Source organism: Hypericibacter adhaerens, assembly GCF_008728835.1.
Classification (GTDB): domain Bacteria; phylum Pseudomonadota; class Alphaproteobacteria; order Dongiales; family Dongiaceae; genus Hypericibacter; species Hypericibacter adhaerens.
Genome location: NZ_CP042582.1, coordinates 728,625 through 753,362 on the forward strand (window position 1 = coordinate 728,625; position 24,738 = coordinate 753,362).

Genomic DNA, 24,738 nt, shown 5'->3' on the forward strand with positions numbered 1-24,738 from the left:
GGGAGGAGCTTTCATGATCGACAGCGCGAAGAGAACGACCAGGCGCGGCGGTCGAGCCGCCCTCGGCCGGCGCCTGTTCCTGGCGGGAACGGCGGCCGCGGTCGGGCTTTCGGCCCTGCGCTTGCGGGCATCGCGGCCGGCCGCCGCTGCGGCTTCGCAGGCCGTCCTCATCGTGCCCGTCAGCAATGACGGGCAGCCGCAAGCACCCGTCCTGCAATCGAAGGTGATCAAGTCCGACGAGGACTGGCGCCGGCAGCTTTCGCCCGAGGCCTATGAGGTGACGCGCCGGGAGGGGACCGAAGCGCCCTTCTCGGGCGAGAACCTCAATATCCACGATAGAGGGATCTTCCGCTGCATCTGCTGCGACAATGCCCTGTTCGACTCCGCGACCAAGTTCGAATCCGGCACCGGCTGGCCGAGCTTCTGGCAGCCGATCGCCAAGCAGAATATCGTCGAGACCGTGGATCGCAGCTTCGGCATGACGCGGACCGCCGTCTCCTGCAGCTTGTGCGACGCGCATCTGGGCCATGTCTTCGACGACGGGCCGGCGCCGACGGGCCTGCGCTACTGCATGAACTCGGTCGCGCTGCGTTTCGCACCGATCGCCTGACCCCGCTCCTCGGGAGGAAACCCATGAGACATGCGCTGAAGATCATCGGATGTGCCGGCATCATGGCGCTCGCGGCCCTCTGGGCCTGGCCCCGTGCCAGCGCCGGCGTTCCCATTCCCGATCCCAAGCTCGATGCGCCGCTGGCTTCGGCACCGGCCAAGGCGACGGCGGTGCTCGCCGGTGGCTGCTTCTGGGGCCTGCAGCTCGTCTTCGAGCACCTCAAGGGCGTCAGCCATGTGACCGCGGGCTATGCCGGCGGCGAGGCCTCGACTGCCGAGTACGAGCTGGTGAGCTCGGGCACCACCGGCCATGCGGAATCGGTCCAGATCGAGTACGACCCCTCGCAGGTGACCTATGGCGAGATCCTGAAGGTCTATTTCTCGGTGGCGCACGACCCGACCGAGGTCAATCGCCAGGGCCCGGACGAGGGCACGCAATACCGCTCCTCGGTCTTCGCCGCCGATGCCGATCAGCAGAAGATCGCCGAGGCCTATATCGCGCAGCTCGACGCGGCCGGCAATTATCCGGCGCCGATCGCGACCCAGGTGGTACCGCTCAAGGGCTTCTATCCGGCCGAGGCCTATCACCAGGATTACGCGATCCACAATCCCTGGAACCCCTATATCCAGATCAACGACCTGCCCAAGGTTGCGGATTTCAAATCGACGCTGCCGGATCTCTATGTCGAGCGGTGAGCCTTTCGCTCACCAGTGCAGGGTCCAGGTGCCGTTGATTCGGACACCGTGGCCCTGCAGCGTGATGCGCTCGTCATCGTCGCGGATCTTCTCGACGCGGCCGAGGCGGTGCAGCAGCAGGCCCGAATGGAGCGAGAGCGTGCCCAGCTTGTAGGGGTGGAAGCTCTTGAACTTGGTCTCCTTGACCTTGTCGAGATCGGGCTCCTGGCCGAGCTGCACCATGCGGGTCACGTCGTTGGGCGTGACGTTCCAGCTGTCGAGCCCGCCGCCGGCCTTGGGCAGCACGATCGGCATGGTGAAGGAGAGCGGCGGCACGCCGTCGAGCTTCCGGCCCCAGGGGAGATACTGGTACTGCTGGTCGAAATGGACCGGCGCGCCCGAGGCGCGATAGATCGCCTGGCCGAGGAAGATGTGGAAGCCGGGCAGGGCGAAACGGTCGGTCAGCGTCACCGGCTCGCCGATCTCGGCCTCGATCCCGGCGCGAACCCGCTCGTACATGGCGCTCAAGGCCTTGCGCAGCGGCTTGTTCGCCTTGGGCGCGCCCTTGACGTAATCCTCGATCGGATTCTCCGAGCAGCAGAAATCGAGATAGGCGGCGGTGCCGAGCGAATAGAACTCGGTGACGCCCGTCGTGCCGCGCGGGATCCAGTGCGGACGCAAGGGGCCCGTCACCGTCTTGTAGAGGGCCCTGGTCTCGGACAGGCTGAAGAGCGGGATGTCCTTGATTACGGGCGAGATCTCAGCCGTTCGACCAACGAACGCGATATGGCGCCGTTCGCGCGCGTATCGTAGCCGTCGTAGCCCGGCATCGGGTTCGCTTCCAGACACCAGAACCTCCCTTTGTCGTCGAGCTTGAAATCCCATCCGGCGAAGACGAGGCCGGCCGCCTCGGTCGCACGCGCGAGCCGGCGCGCCAGGTCCGCCGGAACCGGAAATTCGCGAAAGCGGGCGACCTCGGTGCGGTAGTCGACCGCGTCGCTCTCGATCATCTCGCCATGGACGTCCGCGCCGACCACATGGATGCGCAGGTCGCGGCCCAGGATGCGGCGCTGCAGATGGACGGGGCCCCGCGCGGCGACGAAGCCGGTGAAGTCCTCGGGCGCGACCGCGCGCGTGTCGGCGCGGATACCCTGAACGGATTTGGCGATGGTGGGCCCTTGCCCCGCGAAGACCGACAGCCGCTCGGCGCTGCTGGAGGTGAGGCTCGCCGGCACGTCGAAGCCCTGCCGGCGCAGCCAGGCCTCGTGCAGCGGCTTCGAGCCGTTGTCGGCGGCATGGCCCGGGCGGTTGATGACGACACCTTCGCTCTGCTCGAGCCAGGCTGCGAGCCCGCCCACCAGCGAGCGCCAGCGCCGCCTCGCGTCGCGTTCCTCGAGCACCGGCGAGAGATCGATCAGCCGGCAATAGACGGCATCGCCGGGCGCCAGGGCCAGGCTTTCGCCGCCGAAGGCGAAGCGCGCCGGCTCGCCCGAGCCCAGCGGCAGCCGCCAGCTTCCCTCGACCGCGGCACGCAGGTTGAGCAGCTTGAGATCGGCGCCCATGCCGGCCGCGGTCTCGACGAAATGGACCAGCGTCGGGTCGCTGTCGATGCCGATCGCGGTCAGCATGCAAGCGCCTCGATCAGGGCCGGCGCCGCCTCCTGCCAGACCGGCAGGAGCTGGTCGACGCGCGGATAGGGATCGATGCGGGCGAGGCGGGCCTGCGCCAGCCTCGGATCGAGGCCCCAGGTCACGACCGCGAAGCCCAGCCCCAGCTCGCCGGCGATGGCGATGCTGCGTCCTTCCAGGTCGAAGCCGTCGAGGGCTGCCAGCGTCGAGCGCCAGGCCTGCCGGTTCACCACCACCACGCGCTCATAGGCTTCGTCCTCGATCACGGGCCTCGCCCGGTAGGGCGCATCGCCGGTATCGGGCCGGACCCAGCGCCGCGCGCGGCCCCGCACATCCTCCACCGCCCAGCTGCGATCGTCGGGCGGGCCGGCATCGGCCTCGTCGCGGGCATAGAGCTCGGGCGCCATCGCGGCCCGGGCGCGGCGCTCGGTGATGGCGGCGGAATAGCACCAGCCGGCCTCGAAGCCTTGCAGCGTCGGCCGGTTCAGCACGGGCGAGCGGGCGAGGGCCGCCGCCGCCCAGAGCGCCGCGTGGCTCTCGCCGCTGAGGAAGCGCGCACCGGCATCGCGGTTCGGGATCGGCGGCGATGTCGGGCGCAGCAGCATCGGCAGGTCGGGTTCGACGCGGGTCGCGTCGGCCTCGCCGACGATGGTGAACATGCGCCCCGCATCCTCATGCTCCATCACCACCAGCCGGCGGTCATGGCGCCGGGCTTCCGCGGCGATAAGGGTCGCCACCGGATCGCGCCGGTCGGCGATCAGGAGCAGATCGGCCGCGGCTTCGTTCGCGCAAGGGCGGGGCAAGAGCGTCCCTCCCGCCGGCCGGTCAGATGACCGGGCCGCTCTTCAGCAGGTTCTGCATCCGCTCGCCATGGACGCGGCCCACCTGGTCGATGAGGCTCCAGTTGAGCATGGCGGGAAGGCCGTAGCGGATCATGGGGTCGCCCTGGTTCTCGGCATTGCCGAGCTTGGTGTCGCTCTTCTCCTTGAAGTCCTTCCCTTCCTTGAAATCTTTTCCCTCCTTGAAGTCCTTGCCCTCTTTGAAATCCTTTCCTTCCTTGAAATCCTTGCCTTCCTTGAAGCCCTTGCCTTCGACCGGCGGCTTGCCGAGGCCGCCCAGCGAGCCGGCGAGGCCGCCGGCCTTCCAGCGGTCGATGCCGTCGACGGCGCCGTTCTTGCCGTCTGTCTTGCGGTCGGGGGAGGCGGCGATGGCGGCGCTGATCAGGTCCTGCACGGTCTTGGCGGTGACGCGCCGGTTCTCGCGCGCCATCTGCAGGAGGATGTCCCGGCGATGGCTGAGGGACAGGAACGCACCCGGCTTCTGGGATTTCGGTTTCGCACGGCGAGACATGGGCCCCTCCCTCAGCGGCCGGTGAGCTGCTTCAGCAGCTCGCCGACATTGATGCCGTCGATGACGAGGCCCTCGACATCGCAATTGCGCAGCTCGACGCCGCGCAAGCTCGCATTCTCCACGACGCAGCCGTCGAAGCCGCAACCCTGGAAGCTGCTGCCTTCGAAGTTGGTCTCGCTGAAGAGGCAGTTGAGATAGCGCGTCTCGGAGATGACCGAATGGTCGTGGCGGATCCGCGTCAGGGTCGAGCTCGCGATATCGGCATTGGCGACCAGCATGTTGGGCTGGAACAGCGGCTGCACGGTGGCGCCGTCCTTCGCCGCGCCGCGAGGCTTGGCCACGGCCCGCTTCGGCCGCAGCTTTCTGGCTGCATTCATCGGAAAACCTCCCCAAAGGGGCCGGCCGCCCACCCAAAGGGCACCGTCACCGGCCCGGAATACAATCTTATGTGCGCGCAGCCGTGTTACAACGGGAGCAGAGACGAAGGGCGCGGCACCGGAGCGCGATCGATGGTCGTCATCGGTGCACCATCATCGGCGGCGAGTCCGGTGGCGGCGAGCTGCGACATCGCGAAGATGGGCTTGATGGCGATTCAATCTCTGCCCGCGATGCTGTCCGCTTGTGGTTGCGCGGTGACGACCGCAATAGATATGGGAATGCGGTCCTTAGATGGCGCGCCAACCAAATCGCCGGCGATGTACGATCCGGAGCCCGCGGCGATGCGGGATTCATTCCGATCGCAGCCCCAAGACGGGGCTTCTCGATGCTGTGGTAAATCTGTGTTGGTGGCCGGCGCCAGGCGCCGACGGGCATCCGGCCTTCCCGCCGACCCACCCCTGCCGGGGTATTGCGCCGGTCCAGGGGGGCGGGTTTGGTGCTCCCGGATCACGATCTTCCTTCCGGATTCCGCAACCGACAGGCAAAGCGACTTATGGACCAGGCCCCCTTGATGCAAGGTTTCCCGCCCGCCCAAGACCGCCAGGTGACGCTGGCCAATTGGCGGCTGCCGCCCTTCAACCGCTGGGGCTTCCAGCATGTGCGCGAGATCCTGCCGACGGCCAGCATCGCGGGGGCCGGCCGGCGCCACGGCGCGCTGGGCCGTTCCGAGCGCCGGATCGCCAAGCTCGCCTTCCCGGGGCCGGACGGCAAGGAATGGACCGTCGGGCGGATGCTGCCGGAGACCTTCACCGACGGCTTCGTGCTGATGCAGCGCGGCCGGATCCTGGCCGAATGGTACGACGCCGGCATGACCCCCGAGACGCCGCATATCGTGTTCTCCGTCAGCAAGTCGCTCACGGGCGCGCTCGCGGGCATCCTGGTCGAGCGCGGCCAGCTCGATCCCGATCTGCCGGTGACGCGCTACATCCCCGAGGCCGCGGGCTCGGCCTATGGCGACTGCACGGTGCGCCATGTGCTCGACATGACCGTCTCGATCGAGTTCGAGGAGAACTATCTCGATCCGCACGGCGTGTTCGGCCGCTACCGCCTGGCCACGGGCTGGAACCCGCTGCCGGAAGGCATCAAGCCGACCGATCTGCGCAGCTTCCTCGTGACCCTCAAGCGCGACAAGCGCGCTCATGGCAGCCTGTTCCACTACGTCTCGCCCAACTCGGACCTGATGGGCTGGATCCTCGAGCGCGCCTCGGGCGTGCCCTATGCCGAGCTCCTGAGCGAGGCGATCTGGAAGCCGCTCGGCACCGAGCAGGATGGCTATGTCACGGTCGACCGGCTGGGCGCGCCGCGCTCGGCCGGCGGCATCTGCGTGACCACGCGCGATCTCGCGCGCTTCGGCGAGATGATGCGGCTGCGCGGCCTCGCCTCCGGCCGGCAGATCGTGCCGGGGCGCTGGATCGACGACATCACGGAAGCGGGCGATCCCAAGCCCTGGCAGATCTCGGAATCCGGCAAGCTCTTCGCGCCCGAGGGCCGCTACCGCAGCAAGTGGTACATCATGGGCTATCCCTCCGGCGCCTATTGCGCGGTGGGCATCCACGGGCAGTGGATCTATATCGATCCCGCGGCCGACATGGTGATCGCGAAACATTCCTCGCAGCCGCTGCCGGTGGACATGCCGACCGACAACCTGCTGCTGGCGGCGTTCGACGCGCTCGGGCGCTGGCTCGAGAAAAGCGCTTGAGCGAGGCCAAGCCGCAGGAAGTGACTCAGTTTGAATTTTTGTTCGCCCGCGCCCATAGGCCCGGCTCGGGTGACATTGGATGCCTATAATCGAAAAGCAACGTCGCCTCGATGGTGTAATCGCCACATTCGGGATCACAGAGGAAAACCGTATCTCCATCCTTAAGACCGAGGTCGTTCAATTGCTCCTGTAGCGGACGGTCGTTGTGATACAGCACAAAAAAGTAGCCGTCGCCGGGAGTGTCTTGAAAGCTGGTTTGGACTCGAAGCATCGGGGCGCCCGTTCCTCTGCCTGACCAGTAGCGATCCGCATGACCTTGACGGCGTTGCCGATCACGTCGGCGGGGCGCTTCTGGTCCCTGGGTTCCTTACGCATTCCTAATCCTCACCATCGCGAAGGAGTTCGTCCAGTTCCTCGGGGCACATATGTCTCACAGATTCAACCGTCTTCCGACTGCAGGAACGGCCATTTGGCTGATGCCGGCATGCTCGACGTGGTCGGCTTCGACACGGCCACGCCGGGGCTAATCGCCGACTTCATCCGGCAGTGAACGGAAGAGCCACGTCGAAGCTTCAGGCTTCGGCGTGGCGATTCCCGATATGATGGGGCCGGACCATGAATGGGGAACTGACAGCCACGCTCTACAGGCCCGTGGGTCCTGAAGAACTGGAGCTGATTCGGCAAAGCGGATTTCGCAAATTTCCGCCGCGTCTTCCAGAACAGCCGATTTTCTATCCAGTGCTGACAGAAACCTATGCGGCGAGGATCGCGAGCGACTGGAACGTCAAGGCGTCCGGCAAGGGTTACGTGACGCGTTTCCAGGTTCAAAAGTCGTTCCTCGATGGGTACGCGGTGCAGAATGCTGGCGGGTCCCAGTTCCAGGAATATTGGATACCTGCCGAAGATTTGGCCGTATTCAATGAGAACATCGTCGGCTTGATCGAGGTGACGGCCGAGTTCCCTTGACCCGGATCGCGACTCATTCCGAGTTCCGCCAGCTTTCCTGCGCCTTTCCGCCGCTCATAAAGCGAGTTGCGTCGGCCCCGGTGCCTCTCTAAATTCCCGCCATCCATTGGGGAGTAGCCGTCTCCGGCGTTTAGGGAGAGTTCGCGTCAACAGACTTGGCCGCTCGTTTCGGCGGGCCGCCATGGCGCGAATGGCGAAGCGGGGTTTCGATCCCGTTCCGACTGGCGAGACCTTTGGCATCGATCCCTTTCACCCGGGCCGGGCGAGGGGGCATCGAAGCCATCGGTCCTTTCACTCTCGCCTGGCCCCGTCGGATGCCGCTTTATGGAATCCCTGCTCGTCTCGACCGGTGCCGTCGCCATCTCCGAGATCGGCGACAAGACCCAGCTCCTGGCGCTGCTGCTGGCCACGCGCTTCCGCCAGCCGGTCCCGATCATCCTCGGCATCCTGGTCGCGACGGTGCTCAACCATGCAGTGGCGGCGCTGGCCGGAAGCTGGGTCGCGAGCGCCGTCGATCCCGAATGGCTGCGCTGGGGCGTGGCCATCCTCTTCCTCGCCATGGCGGCCTGGGCCCTCATCCCGGACAAGATCGACGAGGGGGAGGTCAAGAGCTTCGGCGCCCATGGCGCCTTCCTTGCCACCACGATCGCCTTCTTCCTCGCCGAGATGGGCGACAAGACCCAGATCGCGACCGCGGCGCTCGCTGCGCGCTTCGAGACCGTGATCCCGGTCGTGATCGGCACCACCGCCGGCATGCTGATCGCCGACGTCCCCGCCGTCCTTTGCGGCCACGCCTTCGCCCACAAGATCAACCCGCGCTATGTGCGCTACGTGGCGGCCGTGATCTTCGCGGGGCTCGGCATCACGATGCTGATGGAGGACGGCCTCTTCGCCTGAGGCGGCTTGGTCAGCGCTCGCCCTCGCCGCTCTCCCGCCAGGGCGCGATCCGGTCCTCGATCTGCTTCAGCCGCGGCTCGCGCCCGCCATAATCCTCGATTGCGATGAACTGCCCGATGCCGTCGCCGCCCCGGCTCAGCGGAAAGATGCCGAACTCGTAGCGGAACTCGTCGCCATGGAGCGTGGGCACCGTCACCTCGCCATAGACCGGGATCCGCCGGCGCCAGGCTTCCTCGTAGAATTCGAGCCAGTGGCCTTCCTCGTCGGCGGCGATGAGCTCGTCCAGGTAGCGACCGGTGAGGTCCATGCCGGACGCCGCGGCGATGCGGCTGCCGATCAGGCGGTAGCGCACACGGAAGGGCGGATCGCTGGCGTCGGCGATCAAGATGTTGGGGAGGAGCGGCTTGATCTCGGCGGGATCGATGTCCGTGCGGTCGGGGATATCGCGGCCCCGGCGCTTGGACTGCCAGTAGTCGTGAAGCTGTCTGACCATCGGCGCGGTCGTCCGGCCGATGTCGGTCCATCTGGGCATGCGGCCCCGAATCCACCTGGCGACGCGAGAACGAACGATCGGGCGCGGTTCCCGAATCGAGAACCACCCCTCAACCTAACATGACGGCGGCGCGACGGTCATCCCGAGGCCAGGCGCCCCCCGGGCGTGGGATCGGGCACCGCCGCGCGCCGCGATCAGACGCTACCGCTTCTCGCCCCAGGGTTTGAGCTGGTCCTCGAGCTGGCGCGTGCGCGGTTCGCGCCCGCCATAATCCTCGATGGCGATGAACTGCCGCACCGCCTCGCCGCCAAGCGTGAGCGGGAAGATGCCGAACTCGTAGCGGAACTGGTCGCCCTGGACCGTCGGCACCACCACGGCCCCCAGGATCGGCACGCGATCGTCGCGGGCCTCGCGGTAATCGTCATGCCAGCGGTTCTCGGAATCGGTCGGCAGCAGCTCGTCGAGATAGCGGCCGGTGAAATCGAAGCCGGTCACCTTGCAGATGCCGCCGCCGACCAGGCGGTAGCGGATGCGGAAGGGCGGCTCGCTCCACTCGCTGAGAAGGATGTTGGGCAGGAGCGGCTTGATCTCGGCGGGGTCGATGTCGGCCCGGTCGGGGACGTCGCGGCCGCGGCGCTTCGCTTGCCAATAGTCGTGGAGCTGGCGCACCAGCTTGGCCTCGGTCTTCTCGATCTCGCGCCAGCTGGACATGAGCGGCGGCGGCCTCCTTCCCGACCGTCCGCCCGAAGGCACAAGACGGCTCCCGGAGCCTAGCAAAATCGCGACCGGCTGCCAGTGGCGCCGGGGTGGCCGTGGGCTATCCGATGGCTAGCTGGCCGATGGCTAGCTGGCCGATGGCTAGTTGGGCCGGCTCGCCACCATGCTCGGGCGCTCGGCGAAGGCGCGCGACCAGCGGTCGAGCTTCGGGCAGCGCTGGCGCCAGCCGTCGTTGAACCGGAAATCGGTGTAGGCGAGGGCGCAGGCGGTCACGATCTGGTCCATGGCCAGCGGCTTGTCGATGATCCGGTCGGCAATGGTCTCCAGATGGTCGATCGAGCGGCCGATGCGGGCTTCCTGCTTCTGGATGAAGGCGGGGCTCTTCTCGCCCTCGGGCCGTACCACCTCCATGCGCCGCTGCAGCCCCGCCTCGGTGATGCCGATCGCGATCGAGATGCGGGTCTCGAGGCCCCAGTAATCGTCCTTGGGATAGAGCGTCGGGCGGCCGGAGATGCTGTCGAAATAGCGGCAGATGATGCGGCTGTCGGCGATGGCCGTGCCGTCGGCGAGCGCCAGCGTCGGGATCTGGCGCAGGGGGTTCAGCTTGTCGAGGAACTCGGCCGCGTAGACATCGACCACCTTCTCCTCGACCGGAAGCCCGAGCTCGAGCGCCGTCACCTTGACGCTGCGCCCGAACGGGCTCGTGGGGCCGCTATAGAGGATCATGGGCATGGGAGGTTCTTCCGGAGATGAATTGAATCCCCTCCCCCGTTCAGGGGGAGGGCAAGGGAGGGGGCTGCTCGGTTTATCAGGAGAGAGGAAGCAAGGCTCACGCGCGCCCCCGTATCCACGATCGCGTCGTCCCCCTCCCTGACCCTCCCCCTCGAGGGGGGAGGGGATCAATCACTCGATCTCGACCGCGAGCGCGCCGGCGTCGACGCCTTCCTGGCCCTCGGTGATATGGACGGCCTTGACCGTGCCGTCCGCTTCGGCCGCGTGCGGCACCTCGGTCTTCATCACCTCGAGGATGAAGAGCGTGTCCCCCGCCTTCACCTTGTCGCCGGGCTTCACCAGCACCTTCCAGACATTGCCCGGCACCATCGTCGAAACCTGCTCAGCCATGTGACTCGCTCCATCCCTGAAATGCACCGTCGGGTGCCGGATAAATCTCGCTCTGTCTTCTACCCCTCCCCCTACCCCCTCCCGCAAGGGGAGGGGAGAAGACGAATGAAAACCCAGCCCCCTCCCCTTGCGGGAGGGGGTAGGGGGAGGGGACTCTCGGTCTATGCGATACTGGCCGCCGTGCAGATGGCGTTGAGCTTCTTGCGCAGCTCCTGGGCCTGGTCGACGGTCACCGCCTTGAAGCGATAGATGTCGCCGGGCTTGGACTGGCCGAGCTTCCAGAAGGCGGCCGAGGGCACGGTATAGGGGTTGATGAAGCCGCCCATGCTGGGCCCGTCATTGACCAGGATGATCGGCGTCTGGCCGGCGAGGTTGATGGCGCCCAGGGGATAGCCGTGGTCGATGATGTTGGAGGGCTCGGAGCCGTGCTCCGGCGCCTTCTTGTAGGCCTTCTCGGTGAAGGTCCATTGCGGGCCCTCGAGGCGGAAGCCGGTGCGGTCGCTCTTGGAGGAGAGCTTCCAGTCGCTGGTGAGGAAGCGCTGCTGGCCGGCCTCGTCGATCCAGTCGTCGTTGGGACCGGGCACCACCTCGATCTCCCAGCGCTTGTCGGTCGAGAAATGCGGCCGCGCCTCGGGCTTGACCTTCTTGCCGACGGTGCCTTTGACGCCGGTTGCGACCGGCACCACCTGCTTGGGCTTGAGCGCGCGGCCTTCCATGCCGCCGACGCCGGCCTTGTGGAAGGTCGAGCGCGAGCCCAGCCAGGGCGGCGTATCGATGCCGCCGGCGATCGTGACATAGGCGCGCACGCCCGACTTGGCCGGGCCCATCGCCAGGGTCTGGCCCGATTTCACGGCGATGCTCTCCCAGAGCGGCACCGGTTGCCCGTCGAGCTTGGCCTGCATGTCGGCGCCGGTCACGGCGATCACGCCGTCGCGCTGAAACTTCAAGGTGGGGCCCATATACTGGCATTCGAGCCCGGCGGCCCCCGCCGGATTGCCGACCAGCAGGTTGCCCAGCCGGAAGGACCAGCTGTCCATGGGCCCCGACGGCGGGAAGCCCTGGTTCCAATAGCCGATGCGGCCGGGATAATCCTGGATCGAGGTCTCGAGACCGGGCTGGATCACTTCGAACATGGCGAGGCCTCCCCTCAGAACCGCTGCGTCTTATCGAGCGTCTTGATCCAGCTCTTGTAGTTCCGGACCGAGAAGCGCTGATACTCGACGACGTTGTAGACGTAGCTGCCGTCCTTCACCTGGGCCTCGACATGGAGGAACTCCTCGGGGCTCACCGGCACGAACTTCACCCGGTCGCCCGGGCGGAACAGGCAGATCGATTTCTCGAACTGCGGGAAGCGCTTCTCCGTGTCCCAGATCGGGATCGGGATGCGGGCGAAGATCTGATAGCCGCCCGGCGTGGCCACCGGATAGATCGCGGTCGAGGCACCGCCCATGCCGACCGTGCCCTGGGGCGTCCAGGTGCGGGGCGGGTTGTATTTGGGCGCGGTGATGACGCAGCGCGGATCGAGCGCCATCATGAAGGGCAGGCCCGGCCAGAAGCCCAGCGAGGCCACCCAGTATTCCGTGCCGGAATGGACGCGCACGAGCTGCTGCGCGTCCTTGAGGCCGTTGATCTCGGCGACGAAGTCGGGATCGTATTTCTTCTTCGTGATCTTGTTGCAGTAATCCTCGATGCATTCCTTGGTCCAGGGATCGAGGTAGCAGGTCGGGAAATAGAACAGCCGGCTGTCGAGCTCGATATCGTCCGAGGGCCCGAGCGAGCCGATCAGCGACTTCATCTCCTTGGTCAGGTCCTTGAAGGTGACCTGATCCGGATCGTAATGGATCAGCATCGAGGCGAAGCAGGGCGCCGTCTCGATCACGCCCTTGGTGCCGTTCTGGACGATGGCGCTGGCCAGCCCCTGGGCCATGAAGTTCAGCTCGAGATTCATCTCGTTGCCGAACTCGATCAGCATGTAGCGATCGCCGCCGGGCATGAATTTCGGTTCTTCGTAGATCATCGCGAAGGACCTCCCCCTTTTTCCCTGTTTCTCTCGCGTCAGCCCTGGAGCAGCTCGGCCGCGTGGGCCGGGATGAACCCGGTCCAGCAATCCCCGGCCCGGAAGGCCGGGTGCGACAGGAGCTTCCTCAGGAAGCCGATATTGGTCGCAACACCCTCGATCGACGTCTCGTCCAGCGCCTTCAGCATGCGGTCGATCGCGGCCAGGCGCGTGGGCCCATGCGCGATCATCTTGGCGATCATCGGATCGTAGTGGAAGCTGATCTGGTCGCCCTCGCGCACGCCGGTATCGACGCGAAGCCCGTCGCCCGCAGGCGGCAGGCGGAAGGTCTTGAGCGGTCCCGGCGAGGGCATGAAGTTCTTGGCCGGGTTCTCGGCATAGATCCGCAGCTCGACCGCATGGCCGGTGGCCGCGATCTTGTCCTGCGTCACCTCGCGCAGCGCGTCGCCGCCGGCGAGCTTGATCTGCAGCCCCACGAGATCGAGCCCGGTGATCGCTTCCGTCACCGGATGCTCGACCTGGATGCGGGTGTTCATCTCCAGGAAGTAGTATTTGCCGCTGGTCGCATCGACCACGAACTCGATCGTGCCGGCGCCGCGATAGCGTTCCTGGCGCACCAGGGCCACCGCGCTCTCGGCCATCTTCGAGAGCGTCTCGAGCGGCAGGTTGGGGGCGCGGCTCTCCTCGACGATCTTCTGGTAGCGGCGCTGGATCGAGCATTCGCGCTCGAACATATGAACGCCGCGCCCGTCGCCGAAGCCGAACACCTGGATCTCGATATGACGCGCCTTCTCGATCAGCTTCTCGAGATAGACCGAGCCGTCGCCGAAGGCCTTCTCGGCCAGGGTCTGGGTGCTCTCGACCACCGCCTTGAGGTCGCCCGGCCCGTCGACCCGGCGCATGCCGATGCCCCCGCCGCCGGCCGCGGCCTTCACCAGCAGCGGATAGCCCACCGCCTCGCCCGCGGCCGCAAGCCCGTCGGGATCGCCCGGCACGAAGCGGCCCGAACCCGGCAGGATCGGCACGCCCGCGGCCTTGGCCAGGAGCCGCGCGCGCTCTTTGTCGCCCATATCGTCGATGGTCTCGGGCGTGGGCCCGATCCAGACCATGCCGGCATGGGGGACGGCCTTGGCGAAATCGGAGTTCTCGGCCAGGAAGCCGTAGCCCGGATGGACCGCGTCGGCACCGGTCTCCTTCGCGGCCTTCAGGATGTTCTCGATGACGAGATAGCTCTGCTTGGCCGGCGCCGGCCCGATCGCCACCGCCTCGTCGGCGCTCGCCACATGCAGCGACTTGGCATCGGCCTCGGAATAGACCGCGACCGTCTTGAGACCCAGCCTCTTGCAGCTGCGGATCACCCGGCAGGCGATCTCCCCGCGATTGGCGATCAGGACCTTGGTGATGGGCACTCTCTGCTACTCCCGCGTTTGCCCCCTTCCTAGCCCTCCCCCTGGACGGGGGAGGGGACAGGTCGGAGCCTCAATCCCCTCCCCCGATTTCCGGGGGAGGGTCAGGGAGGGGGCCCCCCCCCCCTCGATCAGCCTACCCCATTAGTTCAACATCGGCTTCAACGCCTCATGCACCGCCTTGGCGAGCTCGACGGCGCCCGGCGTGTCGGAATGGACGCAGATGCAGTCGGCGCGCATCGGGATGTCCGGGCCCTCGACCGACTTCACCTTGCCCTCCTTGATCGCGCGTAGGGTGCGGGCGACCGCCTGCTTCGGATCGACCGCCGCATGCTCGCGGGTGATGATGAGCTTGCCGGTCTGGTCGTAATCGAGGTCGACATAGTATTCGGCGAGGAAGCTGTGGCCGCGCGCCTTGTAGATCTTCTCATGCAGCGTGCCGGCCATCCCCAGGAGCGTCACCTTGAAGGCGTCGGCCGCGTCGCAGATCGCGTTCGCGACCTCCTCGTTGCGTGCCGCCATGCCGTAGAGCGCGCCATGCGGCTTGATATGGTTGAGCTTCATGCCCTCGGCGTCGAGGAAGCCCTTGAGCGCGCCCACCTGGTAGATGATGCAGTCGGCGAGCTCGTCGCGGTTCATCTTCATCTCGCGCCGGCCGAAGCCCTGCAGGTCGGGCAGCGAGGGATGCGCGCCGACCTTGACGTTGTGCGCCTTGGCGAGCTTGACGGTCTTGTGCATCACGTTCGGGTCCGAGGCATGGAAGCCGCAGGCCACGTTGGCGATGCTGATATAGGGCATGATGGCCGCATCGTCGCCCATATGGTAGAGGCCGAACGCCTCGCCCATGTCGCAATTGATCGCCAGTCCCATCTCTCTCCTCCTTGATCCGATCCTTCGACGTCGTTGCCGGCTATCCGGCGGTCATTGTCTGAGCGGGGGCGCCGCAGGGCCCCGGTCAAAAGGCGGGCTTCACCGGCGCGCCATCCGCGGCGGCCGAGGCCACCATCGCCTCCATCACCGCCACGGTATGGATCGCGTCCTCGGGCGGCACCGGGAAGGCGGGGCCGCCGGCGACGGCGCGCGCGAAGGCCTCGAGCTCGGCATGGAGCGTATCGACCGGCGTCAATGCCACGGGTTCCGGCTTGACGGCACCGGCCCGCTGCAGGGTGAGCTCATTGTCGTCGACCCGCGCATAGGCGTTGGCGGCCGTCCCATAGAGATAGAAATAGTTCTGGCGCGGCGAGGCGGTGAGCGTGCCGAGATAGGCGGTCTGGCCCGAAGCGAACTCGAAGAGGGCGCTGGTGGTGTCGTCGATATCCACCTTCAGCGCCTGGCGCTTGGCGAGGCTGCGCACGCGCGCGATCGGCCCCAGCATCCATTGCAGCAGGTCGATCATATGGACGCCCATGCCGGCGATGCCGCCGCCCGGGCTCTCGGCGCGGCTCGCGCGCCAGCGCTCGGGCGTGTAGCTCAGGGCGCTGGGGTTCGAGAACTGCGCCTCGGCATGGAGGAGCTGGCCGAAGCCGCCTTCGCCGACCATCCTTTTGATCGCCAGGGCCGCCGGGGCGAAGCGCCGGTTATGGCCGACCGCCAGCACGACACCCGCCTTCCGGCAGGCCTCGGCCGCGCTCTGGGCGGCGCGGGCGCTCACGTCGAACGGCTTCTCGACGAAGACATGCTTGCCGGCCCGGGCCGCCTGCGTCACATGGGCGGCGTGGAGCGAATGGGGCGTGGTCAGGATCACCGCGTCGATCGCGGGATCGGCCAGCACCGCCTCGTAGGTCTCGCAGGGCTTGGCGCCGAACTTCTGCGCGAAGGCGGCGCGCTTGTCGGCGGAACGCGAGCTGCAGGCCGTGATCCGGAGCAGGGCGGACTTGCCCTGGATCGAGCCCGCCAGCTCGTCCGACCACCAGCCCAATCCGACCGAAGCCGCGCGCAGCATATCCTGGCCCTCAATCCTTGAGACTGGCGACGAAGCGCTGGCGCAGCTGGTCGGCCACCACCGCCAGGATCAGCAGCACGCCGATCACCACCGTCTGCAGGTAGGATTCGATCCGCGCCAGGTTCATGCCGTTCTGCACCAGCCCGATGAAGATGGCGCCCAGCACCACATTGAGCAAGCGGCCCGAGCCGCCGCGCAGAGAGACGCCGCCGATGACGCAGGCCGCGATCGATTCGAGCGGCATGGTGGCGCCGATATTGGCCTCGCCGGTCTCGAGCCGCGCCGTCAGCATGATGCCCGAGATCGCGGTCAGGAGCGCGCAGAGCACATAGGCCATGAACAGGTTGAGGCGCGTGTTGATGCCCGACAGCAGCGAGGCCTTGGCGTTGCCGCCGATGGCATAGAAATAGCGGCCCATCCGGGTCCAGTTCAGCAGCACATACATGAACAGGATCAGCGCGACCGTGACATAGATCGGCACCGGGATGCCGAACCACTGGCCGAAGCCGAACAGCTTGCCGAAGATGTCGGGCATGCCATAGACCGGCACGCCGCCGGTGAGGAAGAGGGCGATGCCGAAGCCGACCGAGGCCATGCCCAGCGTCATCATGAAGGGCGAGACGTTGAAGAGCGCCACGCCGATCCCGTTGACGACGCCGATGGCGGTGCCGGCGGCGACCCCGGCCAGCACGCCGGCGGCGATCGCCAGCAGGATCGCATCGGGGGAGACAGCGAAGACCGCCGCCATGGCCATCGCGCCCACGACCGAGGTCAGGGCGAGGATGGTGCCGACCGAGAGATCGAATCCGCCCGTCAGCAACGCCAGCATCTGCCCCATCGCCACCATGGTGAGGTAGGTCGACTGGCGGGCGACGTTGATGAGGTTCTGGCCCGACAGGAACTTGCCGGACATCAGCGTGAAGACGATGACGGCGATCACCAGCAGGAAGGGCAGGACGCCCAGGCGCACGAACGCCACCTGCAGCCATTCGACGAAGCTGCGCGTCCTCTTCGTGCCCTCCACGGCTTCGGCCATCACGCCGCCTCCCTCTCGAAGAAATATCTCAAGACCTTGTCCTCGGTAATATCGGCACCCTGCAGCTCCGCCCGCAAGCTGCCACGGTACATGACATAGGCCCGGTTGGTGAGATGCAGAATCTCCGGCAGGTCCGAGGAGATCAGCAGCACCCCGGCTCCCGCTTCGCACAGGCCGCGGATGAAATCGTAGATCGCCACGCGCGTGCCGACATCCACGCCCACCGTCGGCTCGTCGAAGACGAAGAGCTTGACCTCGCGCGTCAGGGCCTTGGCCAGCAGCACCTTCTGCTGGTTGCCGCCGGAGAAATGCTCGACCGGCCGCTCGATGTTGAAGGGATGGAGCTGGAGCTTCTGCGCCAGGCCCCGCGCGGTCGATTTCTCGACGCCGCGCTTGAGGAAGAGCGCTCCCGAGAAGGCGTCGTCATGGAGCGCCGGGAGCAGGATGTTCTCGCGGGCACCCCGCCCGATCACCAATCCCTCGGCGCGCCGGTCCGGCGGTACATAGAAGAAGCCCCGGTCGAGCATCTGCCGCGGCGTGGCGCCCGTCATGTCCCGGCCGAGGAACCGCACGCGGCCCGTCTCGATCGGCTCGATGCCGAAGCAGGCGCGCGCCACTTCCGACTTGCCGGAGCCGACGAGGCCGGCCAGGCCCACGATCTCGCCGGCCCGGACATGGATCGAGACGTCGCGCACCGTGCCGGTCGCGGTGGTGAGGTGCTCGATCTCGAGCAGCGTCTCGGCCGGCTTGTAGGCGACCTTGGGGAAGATCTGGCTGATGACGCGGCCGGTCATGAGCTCGACCAGCCGGGCCTCGCTCGCCTCGGCCACGGGCAGGGTCGCGACATGCTTGCCGTCGCGCAGGACCGTGATGCGGTCGGCGATGCGCTTGATCTCGGCCAGGCGGTGCGTGATGTAGATGATGCCCACCCCTTGCGCCTTGGCCTGGGCGATGAGCGCGAACAGGCGATCGGTCTCGCGCTCGGTGAGCGAGGCGGTCGGCTCGTCCAGGATCAGCACGGAGAGATCCGAGCGGAAGGCCTTGGCGATCTCCACCATCTGCTGCTGGGCGCGGCTCAGATGCGCCACGCGCGCGGTCGGCTTCAGCGGGAAGCCCAGCCGGTCGAGCATCTCGACGGCGCGCCGGTGCATCGCCCCCTTGTCGAGGAGAAGGCCGGCCCGGGTCTCGGCGCCGAGAAACAGGTTCTCCTCGACGGTCAGCTGCGGTACCAGCGAGAATTCCTGGAACACGGCGCTGATGCCCAGCCCGCGGGCCTGGTGCACGGAATGGAGCTCGACCGGTGCCCCCTTGAACAGGATATGGCCGTCGGTCGGCCGGTAGGCGCCTGCCACCATCGAGATCAGGGTGGATTTGCCGGCGCCGTTCTCGCCGAACAGGACATGCACCTCGCCCGCCCGCAGGTCGAAATCGACGCGGTCGAGCGCCAGCACGCCCGGAAACTGCTTGCTGACGGAGTCGAGCCGAAGCAGCGGGAGCCCGCCTGGGGGCGGGCTCCCGACCGGCTCCGCAAGTCCGGTGGACACTTGCGGCTAGCCCTTCATGCGTTCCTCAGGCGCCGTCATTCGACCGAGAAGGTCGGCTTGAAATCGTCCGGCGCCAGGGAGGAATCCTTGTCGAAGCTCTTCACGTTCGAGCTGTCGATGACATAGAGCTTGGGACCGACATGCTTCAGATAGTCCTTGCCCTCGAGGATGCGCACCACCTGGTCGATGGCGACGCGTCCCTGGATCACGGCGGAGTCGGTCGGCGCGGCCAGGATGCGGCCGGCCTTGATGCCTTCATAGACGCCCGGCGTGAAGTAGTAGGCGAGCACCTTGATCTTGTCCTCGAGCCCGCGGTCGCGCAGCAGGCCCATCGCCGCCTCGGCCGTCGGCGAGGTGCCGACGATGTATTTGATGTCCGGGTTGGCTTCGAGCGTGTCCTCGACCAGCTTCAGCTGCACTTCCTTGCCGGTGTCGCCGTATTTGGTGTCGACCACCTGGATGTCGCTGTCCTTGACCGCGTCGAGAAAGCCCTTGTTGCCGGCCTCGACCCAGCCCGCACCGGGAGGTCCCGGGAACCAGGCAACCTTCACGACGCCGCTGCCCTTCGGATGCATCTTGGCCAGATACTCGCCGGCCTTGTAGCCCATCTCGCCGAACGACACGAGCGACTTGGCCGAGATGTCGGGCGAGGAGATGCCGTTGATGACGTCGATGACGGGAATGTTCTTGGCCTTGAGCTCCGAGACCAGGTTGTTCAACCCGTCGAAGGAGATCGCGCCGATCACGACGCCCTGCGCGCCGGCCGCGACGCAATCCTCGATCTGCGAGATCTGCTTGTTGAGGTTGGTGTAACCGCCGGCCTCGACCAGGGTCATCTTCACGCCCTGGCGCTGCGACTCGGCGACCACGCCGTAATCGACGGCCATCCAGTAGGCGTCCTTCATATGCGGGAAGGAGACGCAGATGTCCCACTTCTTCGACGCCTTGTCCTGCGGCGTGTACTCGACGTCCTTGCGTGGGCTGTCCATGTTGAAGGGGGGATCCCAAACCTGGACCGGGAACGGATACCACTCCTTGGCCATCGCCCCTGTCGATAGAGTCAGTGCGACCGCACCCGCGGCGAGCACGGTTAAACCTTTGCGTGTCATGGTCTTCTAGCCTCCCTCTGCCTGCTATGGGCCGGCCTGTTTCTGCCGCCGGCCTCGGATTGCGGCTCGATCCTTACGCAGGGGTTAGATATTGTAAAATCACAAAAACCTCGTATTCATTATCGGAAAATCCGATGTCCATTTCACTGCGCCAGATCCGCTATTTCATCGCCACCGCCGAGGCCGGAAAGGTCTCCGCGGCCGCTTCGACCTTGGGCGTCTCGCAGTCCGCCGTGACCGAGGCCATCAAGGTGCTGGAGCGCGAGACCGGGGCGCGCCTCTTCCGCCGCTACACCAACGGCGTCGCCCTGACCTCGGAAGGGAACCAGTTCCTGCTCCATGCCCGCAACGTGACCTCGGCGGTGCAGGACGCGCTGCGCGCCCCGCGCCAGACCCGGGTCGATCTGACCGGCCGGGTCTCGGTCGGCATGACCTATACGGTCGCGGGCTATTTCGCCCCGGCGCCGCTGGCCCGCTTCCGGCGCAGCTTTCCCGGGGTGGAGCTCGAGCTGCACGAGATGGACCGGGGCGAGATCGAGGAGCGGCTGGTGGCCGGGAGCCTGGATCTCGCCATCATCCTCACCTCCAACCTGCGCAACGCCGACGAGATCGACACCGAGACGCTGATCCAGTCGAAGCGCCGCCTGTGGCTGCCGGCGAATCACCCCTTGAGCCATGCCGGCCACGTCACGCTCGCCGATGTGGCGCCCGAGCCCTACATCATGCTGCTTGTCGACGAGGCCGAGCAGACCGCGATCGGCTACTGGCACAAGCGCGGCTTCTCCCCCAACGTCGTCTTCCGCACCACCTCGGTCGAGGCCGTGCGCAGCATGGTGGCGACGGGGGCGGGCGTCGCCATCCTCTCCGACATGGTCTACCGCCCCTGGTCGCTCGAGGGCGACCGGATCGAGGCACGCCTGATGGACGACGACGTGCCGTCGATGGATGTGGGGCTGGCCTGGAAGCGCGGCGCCAAGCTCGACCCTTGCGCCAAGGCGCTGCGCGACTTCTGCCACATCACCTACAACGCCGCGGGGGCGGCGACGGTGTGAGCGGGCGCTCGCTCTCGTCCCCTCCCCCAACTTTTGGGGGAGGGCTAGGGAGGGGGCCGCTCGGTCGATGAAGCGGCGGCTATGCCGCTCTCGACCTGTTCCTCCCATCGCGTCTTCCCCCTCCCTGACCCTCCCCCTCGAGGGGGGAGGGGACAAGAGTCTGTAGCCTCCCCGCTTTGCCTTGCCGCGAAGCTTGCGATACAAGGGCTGCTGCCGCGCGTCGGCAGGGGACTAGCCGAGCCGCCGTCCGGCATCCGAGTTTCGTCAGGGAAGGAAAGATCCGATGCAGGCTGTTCAGACGCTGCAACCGACGCTGGCCAGCGCGTTGTGGCCGAGTTCGACCAAGACCGGCGCGCTGCGCGCCGCGGTGCTGATGGTGCTGGGCACCGTCGCCCTCTGGCTTTCGTCCAAGATCCAGGTGCCTTTGGTCCCCGTGCCGATCACGATGCAGACGCTGGTCGTGCTGGTGATCGGCGTCGCCTATGGCTGGAAGCTGGGCGGCGCCACGGTGCTGCTCTACCTGGCCGAAGGCGCGGTCGGCCTGCCGGTCTTCGCGGGCAGCTGGAGCGAGGGCGGCGGCATCGAGCTTCTCTATGGCCCGACCGGCGGCTATCTCGTCGGCTTCGCGGTGGCGGCCGCGATCTGCGGCGCGCTCGCCGAGCGCGGCTGGGATCGCTCGCTGGTGAAGGCGGGGGCCGCGATGGTGATCGGCAATCTCATCATCTACGCGCTGGGCCTGACCTGGCTCGCCCTCCAGATCGGCATCGCCGACGCCCTCAAATACGGGCTGCTGCCCTTCCTCTTCGGCGACGCGCTGAAGATCCTGCTGGGCGCCTGCCTGCTGCCGGGAACCTGGAGCCTGATCGGCCGCCGCAAGAGCTGAGCCGTCACGGGACGTGCCTGAAACGAAGCGCCGCCGGGGTTCCCCGGCGGCGTTTTTCATGGCCGCCGGGCCCGAGGCGGGCCGGCCGGCGGATCAGGAAAAGGCCTTGAAGGCGATCAGCGTGAAGGTATCGCGCACGCCCGGGAGGCGCTGGATTTTTTCGGTCACGAAATGGCCGATATCGGCGCCGTCGGCCAAGTAGCATTTGATCAGCAGGTCGTACTGGCCCGAGATCGAATGGACCTCCGAGACCTGGTCGACCGACTGCACGGCCGCGTCCGCCACCTCATAGGCGCGTCCGAGTTCCGATTTCACCATGACGAAAATGGTCTGCATCGATCGGGTCCTGCCGGCGGTTGAGGTCGGGCGCCCCTGCCTTGGCGGCGCGCGGACCCGAGCCTAGCAGATCGGCCCGCCTCAATGCGAGTTGGGGATCCCGCGCCGGATCAGGCCGAAGGCGAACAGCACCGCGAACAGGAACAGCAGCAGCCCGAAGAGATAGATGCCGGTGTCGCTGGCCCCGGAGGCCAGGAACAAGCCCAGGATCCCGAGCAGGGCGATGACGCCGCCGATGATCCAATTGAGACTGGTCTCCATGAAACGATCCTTCCTTCCCGCTCGAGGCGGCGTCAGTCTTCCCACGCGACCATGTCGCGATAGGCGTGCCAGGTGGCGTGGCCGACGATCGGCAGCGTCACCATCAATCCCAGGTAAAACGTCGCGATGCCGGCGCCCGCAAAGAGCGCGATCAGCCAGGCCCAGAGCGCCATCACCCAGAAATTGCGCTTGACGGCGGCAAAGCTGAGCCCGATCGCGGAGATCACGTTGATGTCGCGGTCCAGCATCGCGGGAATCGAGATCGCGCTGACGGCGAAGACGAGGGCCGCGAGCACGCCGCCGACGATGCACCCCACCAGCAGGAAGGGGATGCTCGCGGGCGACAGGAACAGATCCACGGCCTGGAGCGGGTCGGGGCGCGGCGGGTTGGCGCTGAAGAAGAGGGCGAAGATGATCTGCGCCAGGCGGAACCAGGCGAGCAGGAACAGCGTCAGCACCAGCCCCATCGGCGCCAGCCGGCGCAGATAGAGCCAGTCAGTGCGGAAGGCGTCGGCGGGTGTGACGCTTTCGCCCAGCATCAGCCGCCGGCTGGTCTCGTAGAGCCCGACCGACAGGACGGGCGCCACCAGCATGAAGCCCGCCGCCAACGGCAGGATCGACCAGAAGATGTCGAGCCACCAGAAGAGCAGGGTCAGGCCCGCGCCGCCGATCGTGAAGATCAGCCCGTAGAGGATGCCGAAGCCGGGAGCCGCGAGGAAATCGCGCCAGCCGTCGGCCAGCCAACTCCAGGGCCGCTCGGGCGCCAGCCGCCGGATCCGCGCGACGGCGCCGCCGGAGAGCCGGATCACATCCTCGGGCACGGGTCTGACGATGTCGGTCAAGGGCGCTTTCCGCTCCGAGGATTGGCCGCCAGTCCTGCGGCCTCCGATCTTGCCGCCGGACCGCCCGCTCTGTCGATGGCCGGGCGACACCCCTCTCTTGCGACAAGATAGCGGGTCCGCCTCTCCCATCCCCTTGATTCAGATCAAGGCAGCGGGCCTTCGGGAAGACCTAGTTTTTAGTGTCAAATCGGGCAAGATCAGAGGCGACGCGCGGGGAATGGCGCGGGGGCGTCCGTCCCGGCGCCCGGGGAGAGGGAAAAAGCGATGGATGGGAAGGCCTTGGCGTCGCCGGCGGCGCCTTACAATGACGACGTGATTCGCGCCTTCACCATCGCCACCATGTTCTGGGGCGTGGTCGCCTTCCTGGTCGGCGTGGTCATCGCGCTGCAGCTCGCCTTTCCGGTCTTCAATCTGGGCCTGGAATGGACCAGCTTCGGCCGGCTCCGCCCGGTCCATACCTCGGCCGCGATCTTCGCCTTCGGCGGCAACGCGCTGTTCGCGACCTCGCTCTATGTGGTGCAGCGCACCTGCCGGGCGAGCCTGTTCGGCGGGCCGGCGGTCGCGAGCTTCCTGTTCTGGGGCTACCAGCTCTTCATCGTCCTGGCGGCGTCGGGCTATGTGCTCGGCATCACCGAGGGCCGCGAATATGCCGAGCCCGAATGGTACACCGATCTCTGGCTGACGCTGGTCTGGGTGGTCTATCTCGTCGTCTTCGCCGGCACGATCCTGAAGCGGCGCGAGCCGCATATCTATGTCGCGAACTGGTTCTACCTGGCCTTCATCGTCACCATCGCGATCCTGCATATCGTCAACAACCTGTCGCTGCCGGTCTCGTTCTTCGGCACCAAGAGCTACTCGCTCTTCTCGGGCGTGCAGGACGCGCTGACGCAGTGGTGGTACGGCCATAACGCGGTGGGCTTCTTCCTGACCGCGGGCTTCCTCGGGATCATGTACTACTTCGTCCCGAAGCAGGCCGACCGGCCGGTCTATTCCTACCGGCTCTCGATCGTGCATTTCTGGTCGCTGATCTTCCTCTATATCTGGGCGGGTCCGCACCACCTGCACTACACCGCGCTGCCCGACTGGGCGCAGACGCTGGGCATGACCTTCTCGATCATGCTGTGGATGCCCTCCTGGGGCGGCATGATCAACGGCCTCATGACGCTCTCGGGCGCCTGGGACAAGCTCCGGACCGATCCGGTCCTGCGCTTCCTCGTCACCTCCGTCGCCTTCTACGGCATGAGCACCTTCGAGGGGCCGCTGATGTCGATCCGCCAGGTCAACGCGCTCAGCCACTACACCGACTGGACCATCGGCCATGTCCATTCGGGCGCGCTCGGCTGGGTCGCCTTCGTCTCCTTCGGCGCGGTCTATTTCCTGGTGCCGCGGCTCTGGCACCGCGAGGGGCTCTATTCGCTGAAGCTGGTCAGCTACCACTTCTGGATCGCGACCATCGGCATCCTGCTCTACATCACCGCCATGTGGGTGTCGGGCATCATGCAGGGCCTGATGTGGCGCTCCTATGACGAGCTGGGCTTCCTGCAGTACTCGTTCATCGAGACCGTCGCCGCGATGCATCCCTTCTACATCATCCGCATGCTGGGCGGCGCCCTGTTCCTGCTGGGCGCGCTCATCATGGTCTACAACCTGCGCATGACCGTGAAATACGGTCCGGCCGCCACGGGCCAGCCGGCCCTGGCCCCGGCGCGGGCGTGA

The 24,738-nt window shown here is 66.7% G+C and carries 28 protein-coding genes and 1 riboswitch; of the genes, 8 read left to right on the top strand and 20 right to left on the bottom strand.

Features of this window, described 5'->3' with window-relative positions; all coding sequences use genetic code 11:
* The first annotated feature begins 13 nt into the window (after window positions 1-13).
* Complete coding sequence (gene msrB, locus FRZ61_RS03240; protein ID WP_151114953.1) at window positions 14-610, top strand: peptide-methionine (R)-S-oxide reductase MsrB; 597 nt, start codon at window positions 14-16, stop codon at window positions 608-610.
* A 23-nt stretch (window positions 611-633) separates the two neighbouring features.
* Window positions 634-1,305: a peptide-methionine (S)-S-oxide reductase MsrA gene (gene msrA, locus FRZ61_RS03245; RefSeq protein ID WP_151114954.1), complete on the top strand. Its 672-nt coding sequence runs from the start codon at window positions 634-636 to the stop codon at window positions 1,303-1,305.
* 9 nt (window positions 1,306-1,314) lie between these two features.
* On the opposite strand, the gene FRZ61_RS03250 is transcribed toward msrA, so the two are convergent.
* From FRZ61_RS03250 to FRZ61_RS03270, 5 genes are all read right to left on the bottom strand, one after another.
* Window positions 1,315-1,965, bottom strand: coding sequence for a hypothetical protein (locus FRZ61_RS03250; RefSeq protein ID WP_151114955.1), 651 nt, complete (start codon window positions 1,963-1,965; stop codon window positions 1,315-1,317).
* A 65-nt stretch (window positions 1,966-2,030) separates the two neighbouring features.
* Window positions 2,031-2,912: an ATP-grasp domain-containing protein gene (locus FRZ61_RS03255; protein WP_151114956.1), complete on the bottom strand. Its 882-nt coding sequence runs from the start codon at window positions 2,910-2,912 to the stop codon at window positions 2,031-2,033.
* Window positions 2,906-3,715 (bottom strand): hypothetical protein, encoded by an 810-nt coding sequence (locus tag FRZ61_RS03260; protein ID WP_151114957.1) that lies wholly within the window; start codon window positions 3,713-3,715, stop codon window positions 2,906-2,908. The genes FRZ61_RS03255 and FRZ61_RS03260 overlap by 7 nt, the downstream gene beginning before the upstream one ends.
* Window positions 3,716-3,737: 22 nt before the next feature.
* The gene (locus FRZ61_RS03265; protein ID WP_151114958.1) at window positions 3,738-4,262 is read right to left on the bottom strand and encodes a hypothetical protein; all 525 of its coding nucleotides are present in this window, start codon (window positions 4,260-4,262) and stop codon (window positions 3,738-3,740) included.
* 11 nt (window positions 4,263-4,273) lie between these two features.
* The gene (locus FRZ61_RS03270; RefSeq protein ID WP_151114959.1) at window positions 4,274-4,639 is read right to left on the bottom strand and encodes a pentapeptide repeat-containing protein; all 366 of its coding nucleotides are present in this window, start codon (window positions 4,637-4,639) and stop codon (window positions 4,274-4,276) included.
* A gap of 605 nt (window positions 4,640-5,244) precedes the next feature.
* Here FRZ61_RS03270 and FRZ61_RS03275 point away from each other — a divergent pair.
* The 3 genes from FRZ61_RS03275 to FRZ61_RS03290 all read left to right on the top strand — a co-directional run bounded on the left by FRZ61_RS03275 (window position 5,245) and on the right by FRZ61_RS03290 (window position 8,262).
* The gene (locus FRZ61_RS03275) at window positions 5,245-6,399 is read left to right on the top strand and encodes a serine hydrolase domain-containing protein (protein ID WP_225309087.1); all 1,155 of its coding nucleotides are present in this window, start codon (window positions 5,245-5,247) and stop codon (window positions 6,397-6,399) included.
* Window positions 6,400-7,014: 615 nt separating this feature from the next.
* Window positions 7,015-7,365 (top strand): hypothetical protein, encoded by a 351-nt coding sequence (locus FRZ61_RS03285; protein ID WP_151114961.1) that lies wholly within the window; start codon window positions 7,015-7,017, stop codon window positions 7,363-7,365.
* 96 nt (window positions 7,366-7,461) lie between these two features.
* A riboswitch (yybP-ykoY riboswitch) is annotated at window positions 7,462-7,610 on the top strand.
* A gap of 79 nt (window positions 7,611-7,689) precedes the next feature.
* A complete protein-coding gene (locus tag FRZ61_RS03290; RefSeq protein ID WP_151114962.1) occupies window positions 7,690-8,262 on the top strand; it encodes a TMEM165/GDT1 family protein in 573 nt (190 codons plus the stop codon).
* A 10-nt stretch (window positions 8,263-8,272) separates the two neighbouring features.
* On the opposite strand, the gene FRZ61_RS03295 is transcribed toward FRZ61_RS03290, so the two are convergent.
* From FRZ61_RS03295 to torT, 12 genes are all read right to left on the bottom strand, one after another.
* Window positions 8,273-8,794, bottom strand: coding sequence for a PAS domain-containing protein (locus FRZ61_RS03295; RefSeq protein ID WP_151114963.1), 522 nt, complete (start codon window positions 8,792-8,794; stop codon window positions 8,273-8,275).
* A gap of 162 nt (window positions 8,795-8,956) precedes the next feature.
* Window positions 8,957-9,466 (bottom strand): PAS domain-containing protein, encoded by a 510-nt coding sequence (locus FRZ61_RS03300; protein WP_151114964.1) that lies wholly within the window; start codon window positions 9,464-9,466, stop codon window positions 8,957-8,959.
* Window positions 9,467-9,613: 147 nt separating this feature from the next.
* Window positions 9,614-10,204 (bottom strand): glutathione S-transferase family protein, encoded by a 591-nt coding sequence (locus FRZ61_RS03305; protein ID WP_151114965.1) that lies wholly within the window; start codon window positions 10,202-10,204, stop codon window positions 9,614-9,616.
* A 171-nt stretch (window positions 10,205-10,375) separates the two neighbouring features.
* Entirely contained in the window at window positions 10,376-10,594 is a 219-nt protein-coding gene (locus FRZ61_RS03310) for a biotin/lipoyl-containing protein (protein ID WP_151114966.1), read from the bottom strand.
* A gap of 161 nt (window positions 10,595-10,755) precedes the next feature.
* Window positions 10,756-11,727: a 5-oxoprolinase subunit C family protein gene (locus tag FRZ61_RS03315; RefSeq protein WP_151114967.1), complete on the bottom strand. Its 972-nt coding sequence runs from the start codon at window positions 11,725-11,727 to the stop codon at window positions 10,756-10,758.
* Window positions 11,728-11,741: 14 nt separating this feature from the next.
* Window positions 11,742-12,611 carry a 5-oxoprolinase subunit B family protein gene (locus FRZ61_RS03320; RefSeq protein WP_151114968.1) on the bottom strand — a complete coding sequence of 290 codons (870 nt, stop codon included), beginning with the start codon at window positions 12,609-12,611 and terminating at the stop codon, window positions 11,742-11,744.
* A gap of 38 nt (window positions 12,612-12,649) precedes the next feature.
* The gene (locus tag FRZ61_RS03325; protein ID WP_225309088.1) at window positions 12,650-14,020 is read right to left on the bottom strand and encodes an acetyl-CoA carboxylase biotin carboxylase subunit; all 1,371 of its coding nucleotides are present in this window, start codon (window positions 14,018-14,020) and stop codon (window positions 12,650-12,652) included.
* A gap of 141 nt (window positions 14,021-14,161) precedes the next feature.
* Entirely contained in the window at window positions 14,162-14,887 is a 726-nt protein-coding gene (locus FRZ61_RS03330; protein ID WP_151114969.1) for a LamB/YcsF family protein, read from the bottom strand.
* Window positions 14,888-14,972: 85 nt separating this feature from the next.
* Window positions 14,973-15,959: a Gfo/Idh/MocA family protein gene (locus FRZ61_RS03335; protein WP_151114970.1), complete on the bottom strand. Its 987-nt coding sequence runs from the start codon at window positions 15,957-15,959 to the stop codon at window positions 14,973-14,975.
* A gap of 10 nt (window positions 15,960-15,969) precedes the next feature.
* Entirely contained in the window at window positions 15,970-16,995 is a 1,026-nt protein-coding gene (locus tag FRZ61_RS03340; RefSeq protein ID WP_151114971.1) for an ABC transporter permease, read from the bottom strand.
* A complete protein-coding gene (locus tag FRZ61_RS03345; protein ID WP_151114972.1) occupies window positions 16,995-18,539 on the bottom strand; it encodes a sugar ABC transporter ATP-binding protein in 1,545 nt (514 codons plus the stop codon). Before FRZ61_RS03345 ends, FRZ61_RS03340 begins: the two co-directional genes overlap by 1 nt.
* A 35-nt stretch (window positions 18,540-18,574) precedes the next feature.
* Entirely contained in the window at window positions 18,575-19,528 is a 954-nt protein-coding gene (gene torT / locus FRZ61_RS03350) for a TMAO reductase system periplasmic protein TorT (protein ID WP_407657918.1), read from the bottom strand.
* A gap of 254 nt (window positions 19,529-19,782) precedes the next feature.
* Between torT and FRZ61_RS03355 the strand changes: the two genes are divergently transcribed.
* Window positions 19,783-20,700: a LysR family transcriptional regulator gene (locus FRZ61_RS03355; protein WP_151114974.1), complete on the top strand. Its 918-nt coding sequence runs from the start codon at window positions 19,783-19,785 to the stop codon at window positions 20,698-20,700.
* A 283-nt stretch (window positions 20,701-20,983) separates the two neighbouring features.
* Window positions 20,984-21,583 carry a biotin transporter BioY gene (locus tag FRZ61_RS03360; protein ID WP_151114975.1) on the top strand — a complete coding sequence of 200 codons (600 nt, stop codon included), beginning with the start codon at window positions 20,984-20,986 and terminating at the stop codon, window positions 21,581-21,583.
* 93 nt (window positions 21,584-21,676) lie between these two features.
* Here FRZ61_RS03360 and FRZ61_RS03365 read toward each other — a convergent pair whose 3' ends face one another.
* From FRZ61_RS03365 to FRZ61_RS03375, 3 genes are all read right to left on the bottom strand, one after another.
* Window positions 21,677-21,919, bottom strand: coding sequence for an Lrp/AsnC ligand binding domain-containing protein (locus FRZ61_RS03365; RefSeq protein WP_151114976.1), 243 nt, complete (start codon window positions 21,917-21,919; stop codon window positions 21,677-21,679).
* A gap of 81 nt (window positions 21,920-22,000) precedes the next feature.
* Window positions 22,001-22,180 carry a hypothetical protein gene (locus FRZ61_RS03370; RefSeq protein WP_151114977.1) on the bottom strand — a complete coding sequence of 60 codons (180 nt, stop codon included), beginning with the start codon at window positions 22,178-22,180 and terminating at the stop codon, window positions 22,001-22,003.
* 32 nt (window positions 22,181-22,212) lie between these two features.
* Window positions 22,213-23,022, bottom strand: coding sequence for a DUF2189 domain-containing protein (locus FRZ61_RS03375; protein WP_225309089.1), 810 nt, complete (start codon window positions 23,020-23,022; stop codon window positions 22,213-22,215).
* 264 nt (window positions 23,023-23,286) lie between these two features.
* On the opposite strand from FRZ61_RS03375, the gene ccoN reads away from it, so the two are divergent.
* A complete protein-coding gene (gene ccoN / locus FRZ61_RS03380; protein WP_151114979.1) occupies window positions 23,287-24,738 on the top strand; it encodes a cytochrome-c oxidase, cbb3-type subunit I in 1,452 nt (483 codons plus the stop codon).

What these genes read in the sequence shown, in the direction of transcription:
- FRZ61_RS03285 (WP_151114961.1), top strand. Translation starts at nt 7,015, where the DNA reads ATGAATGGGGAACTGACAGCCACGCTCTACAGGCCCGTGGGTCCTGAA.
- FRZ61_RS03265 (WP_151114958.1), bottom strand. Translation starts at nt 4,262, where the DNA reads ATGTCTCGCCGTGCGAAACCGAAATCCCAGAAGCCGGGTGCGTTCCTG.
- FRZ61_RS03365 (WP_151114976.1), bottom strand. Translation starts at nt 21,919, where the DNA reads ATGCAGACCATTTTCGTCATGGTGAAATCGGAACTCGGACGCGCCTAT.
- msrA (WP_151114954.1), top strand. Translation starts at nt 634, where the DNA reads ATGAGACATGCGCTGAAGATCATCGGATGTGCCGGCATCATGGCGCTC.
- FRZ61_RS03295 (WP_151114963.1), bottom strand. Translation starts at nt 8,794, where the DNA reads ATGCCCAGATGGACCGACATCGGCCGGACGACCGCGCCGATGGTCAGA.
- FRZ61_RS03370 (WP_151114977.1), bottom strand. Translation starts at nt 22,180, where the DNA reads ATGGAGACCAGTCTCAATTGGATCATCGGCGGCGTCATCGCCCTGCTC.
- FRZ61_RS03320 (WP_151114968.1), bottom strand. Translation starts at nt 12,611, where the DNA reads ATGATCTACGAAGAACCGAAATTCATGCCCGGCGGCGATCGCTACATG.
- FRZ61_RS03330 (WP_151114969.1), bottom strand. Translation starts at nt 14,887, where the DNA reads ATGGGACTGGCGATCAATTGCGACATGGGCGAGGCGTTCGGCCTCTAC.
- msrB (WP_151114953.1), top strand. Translation starts at nt 14, where the DNA reads ATGATCGACAGCGCGAAGAGAACGACCAGGCGCGGCGGTCGAGCCGCC.
- FRZ61_RS03300 (WP_151114964.1), bottom strand. Translation starts at nt 9,466, where the DNA reads ATGTCCAGCTGGCGCGAGATCGAGAAGACCGAGGCCAAGCTGGTGCGC.
- FRZ61_RS03315 (WP_151114967.1), bottom strand. Translation starts at nt 11,727, where the DNA reads ATGTTCGAAGTGATCCAGCCCGGTCTCGAGACCTCGATCCAGGATTAT.
- FRZ61_RS03290 (WP_151114962.1), top strand. Translation starts at nt 7,690, where the DNA reads ATGGAATCCCTGCTCGTCTCGACCGGTGCCGTCGCCATCTCCGAGATC.
- FRZ61_RS03270 (WP_151114959.1), bottom strand. Translation starts at nt 4,639, where the DNA reads ATGAATGCAGCCAGAAAGCTGCGGCCGAAGCGGGCCGTGGCCAAGCCT.
- FRZ61_RS03335 (WP_151114970.1), bottom strand. Translation starts at nt 15,959, where the DNA reads ATGCTGCGCGCGGCTTCGGTCGGATTGGGCTGGTGGTCGGACGAGCTG.
- FRZ61_RS03355 (WP_151114974.1), top strand. Translation starts at nt 19,783, where the DNA reads ATGTCCATTTCACTGCGCCAGATCCGCTATTTCATCGCCACCGCCGAG.
- FRZ61_RS03340 (WP_151114971.1), bottom strand. Translation starts at nt 16,995, where the DNA reads ATGGCCGAAGCCGTGGAGGGCACGAAGAGGACGCGCAGCTTCGTCGAA.
- FRZ61_RS03255 (WP_151114956.1), bottom strand. Translation starts at nt 2,912, where the DNA reads ATGCTGACCGCGATCGGCATCGACAGCGACCCGACGCTGGTCCATTTC.
- ccoN (WP_151114979.1), top strand. Translation starts at nt 23,287, where the DNA reads ATGGATGGGAAGGCCTTGGCGTCGCCGGCGGCGCCTTACAATGACGAC.
- torT (WP_407657918.1), bottom strand. Translation starts at nt 19,528, where the DNA reads ATGGACAGCCCACGCAAGGACGTCGAGTACACGCCGCAGGACAAGGCG.
- FRZ61_RS03360 (WP_151114975.1), top strand. Translation starts at nt 20,984, where the DNA reads ATGCAGGCTGTTCAGACGCTGCAACCGACGCTGGCCAGCGCGTTGTGG.
- FRZ61_RS03310 (WP_151114966.1), bottom strand. Translation starts at nt 10,594, where the DNA reads ATGGCTGAGCAGGTTTCGACGATGGTGCCGGGCAATGTCTGGAAGGTG.
- FRZ61_RS03305 (WP_151114965.1), bottom strand. Translation starts at nt 10,204, where the DNA reads ATGCCCATGATCCTCTATAGCGGCCCCACGAGCCCGTTCGGGCGCAGC.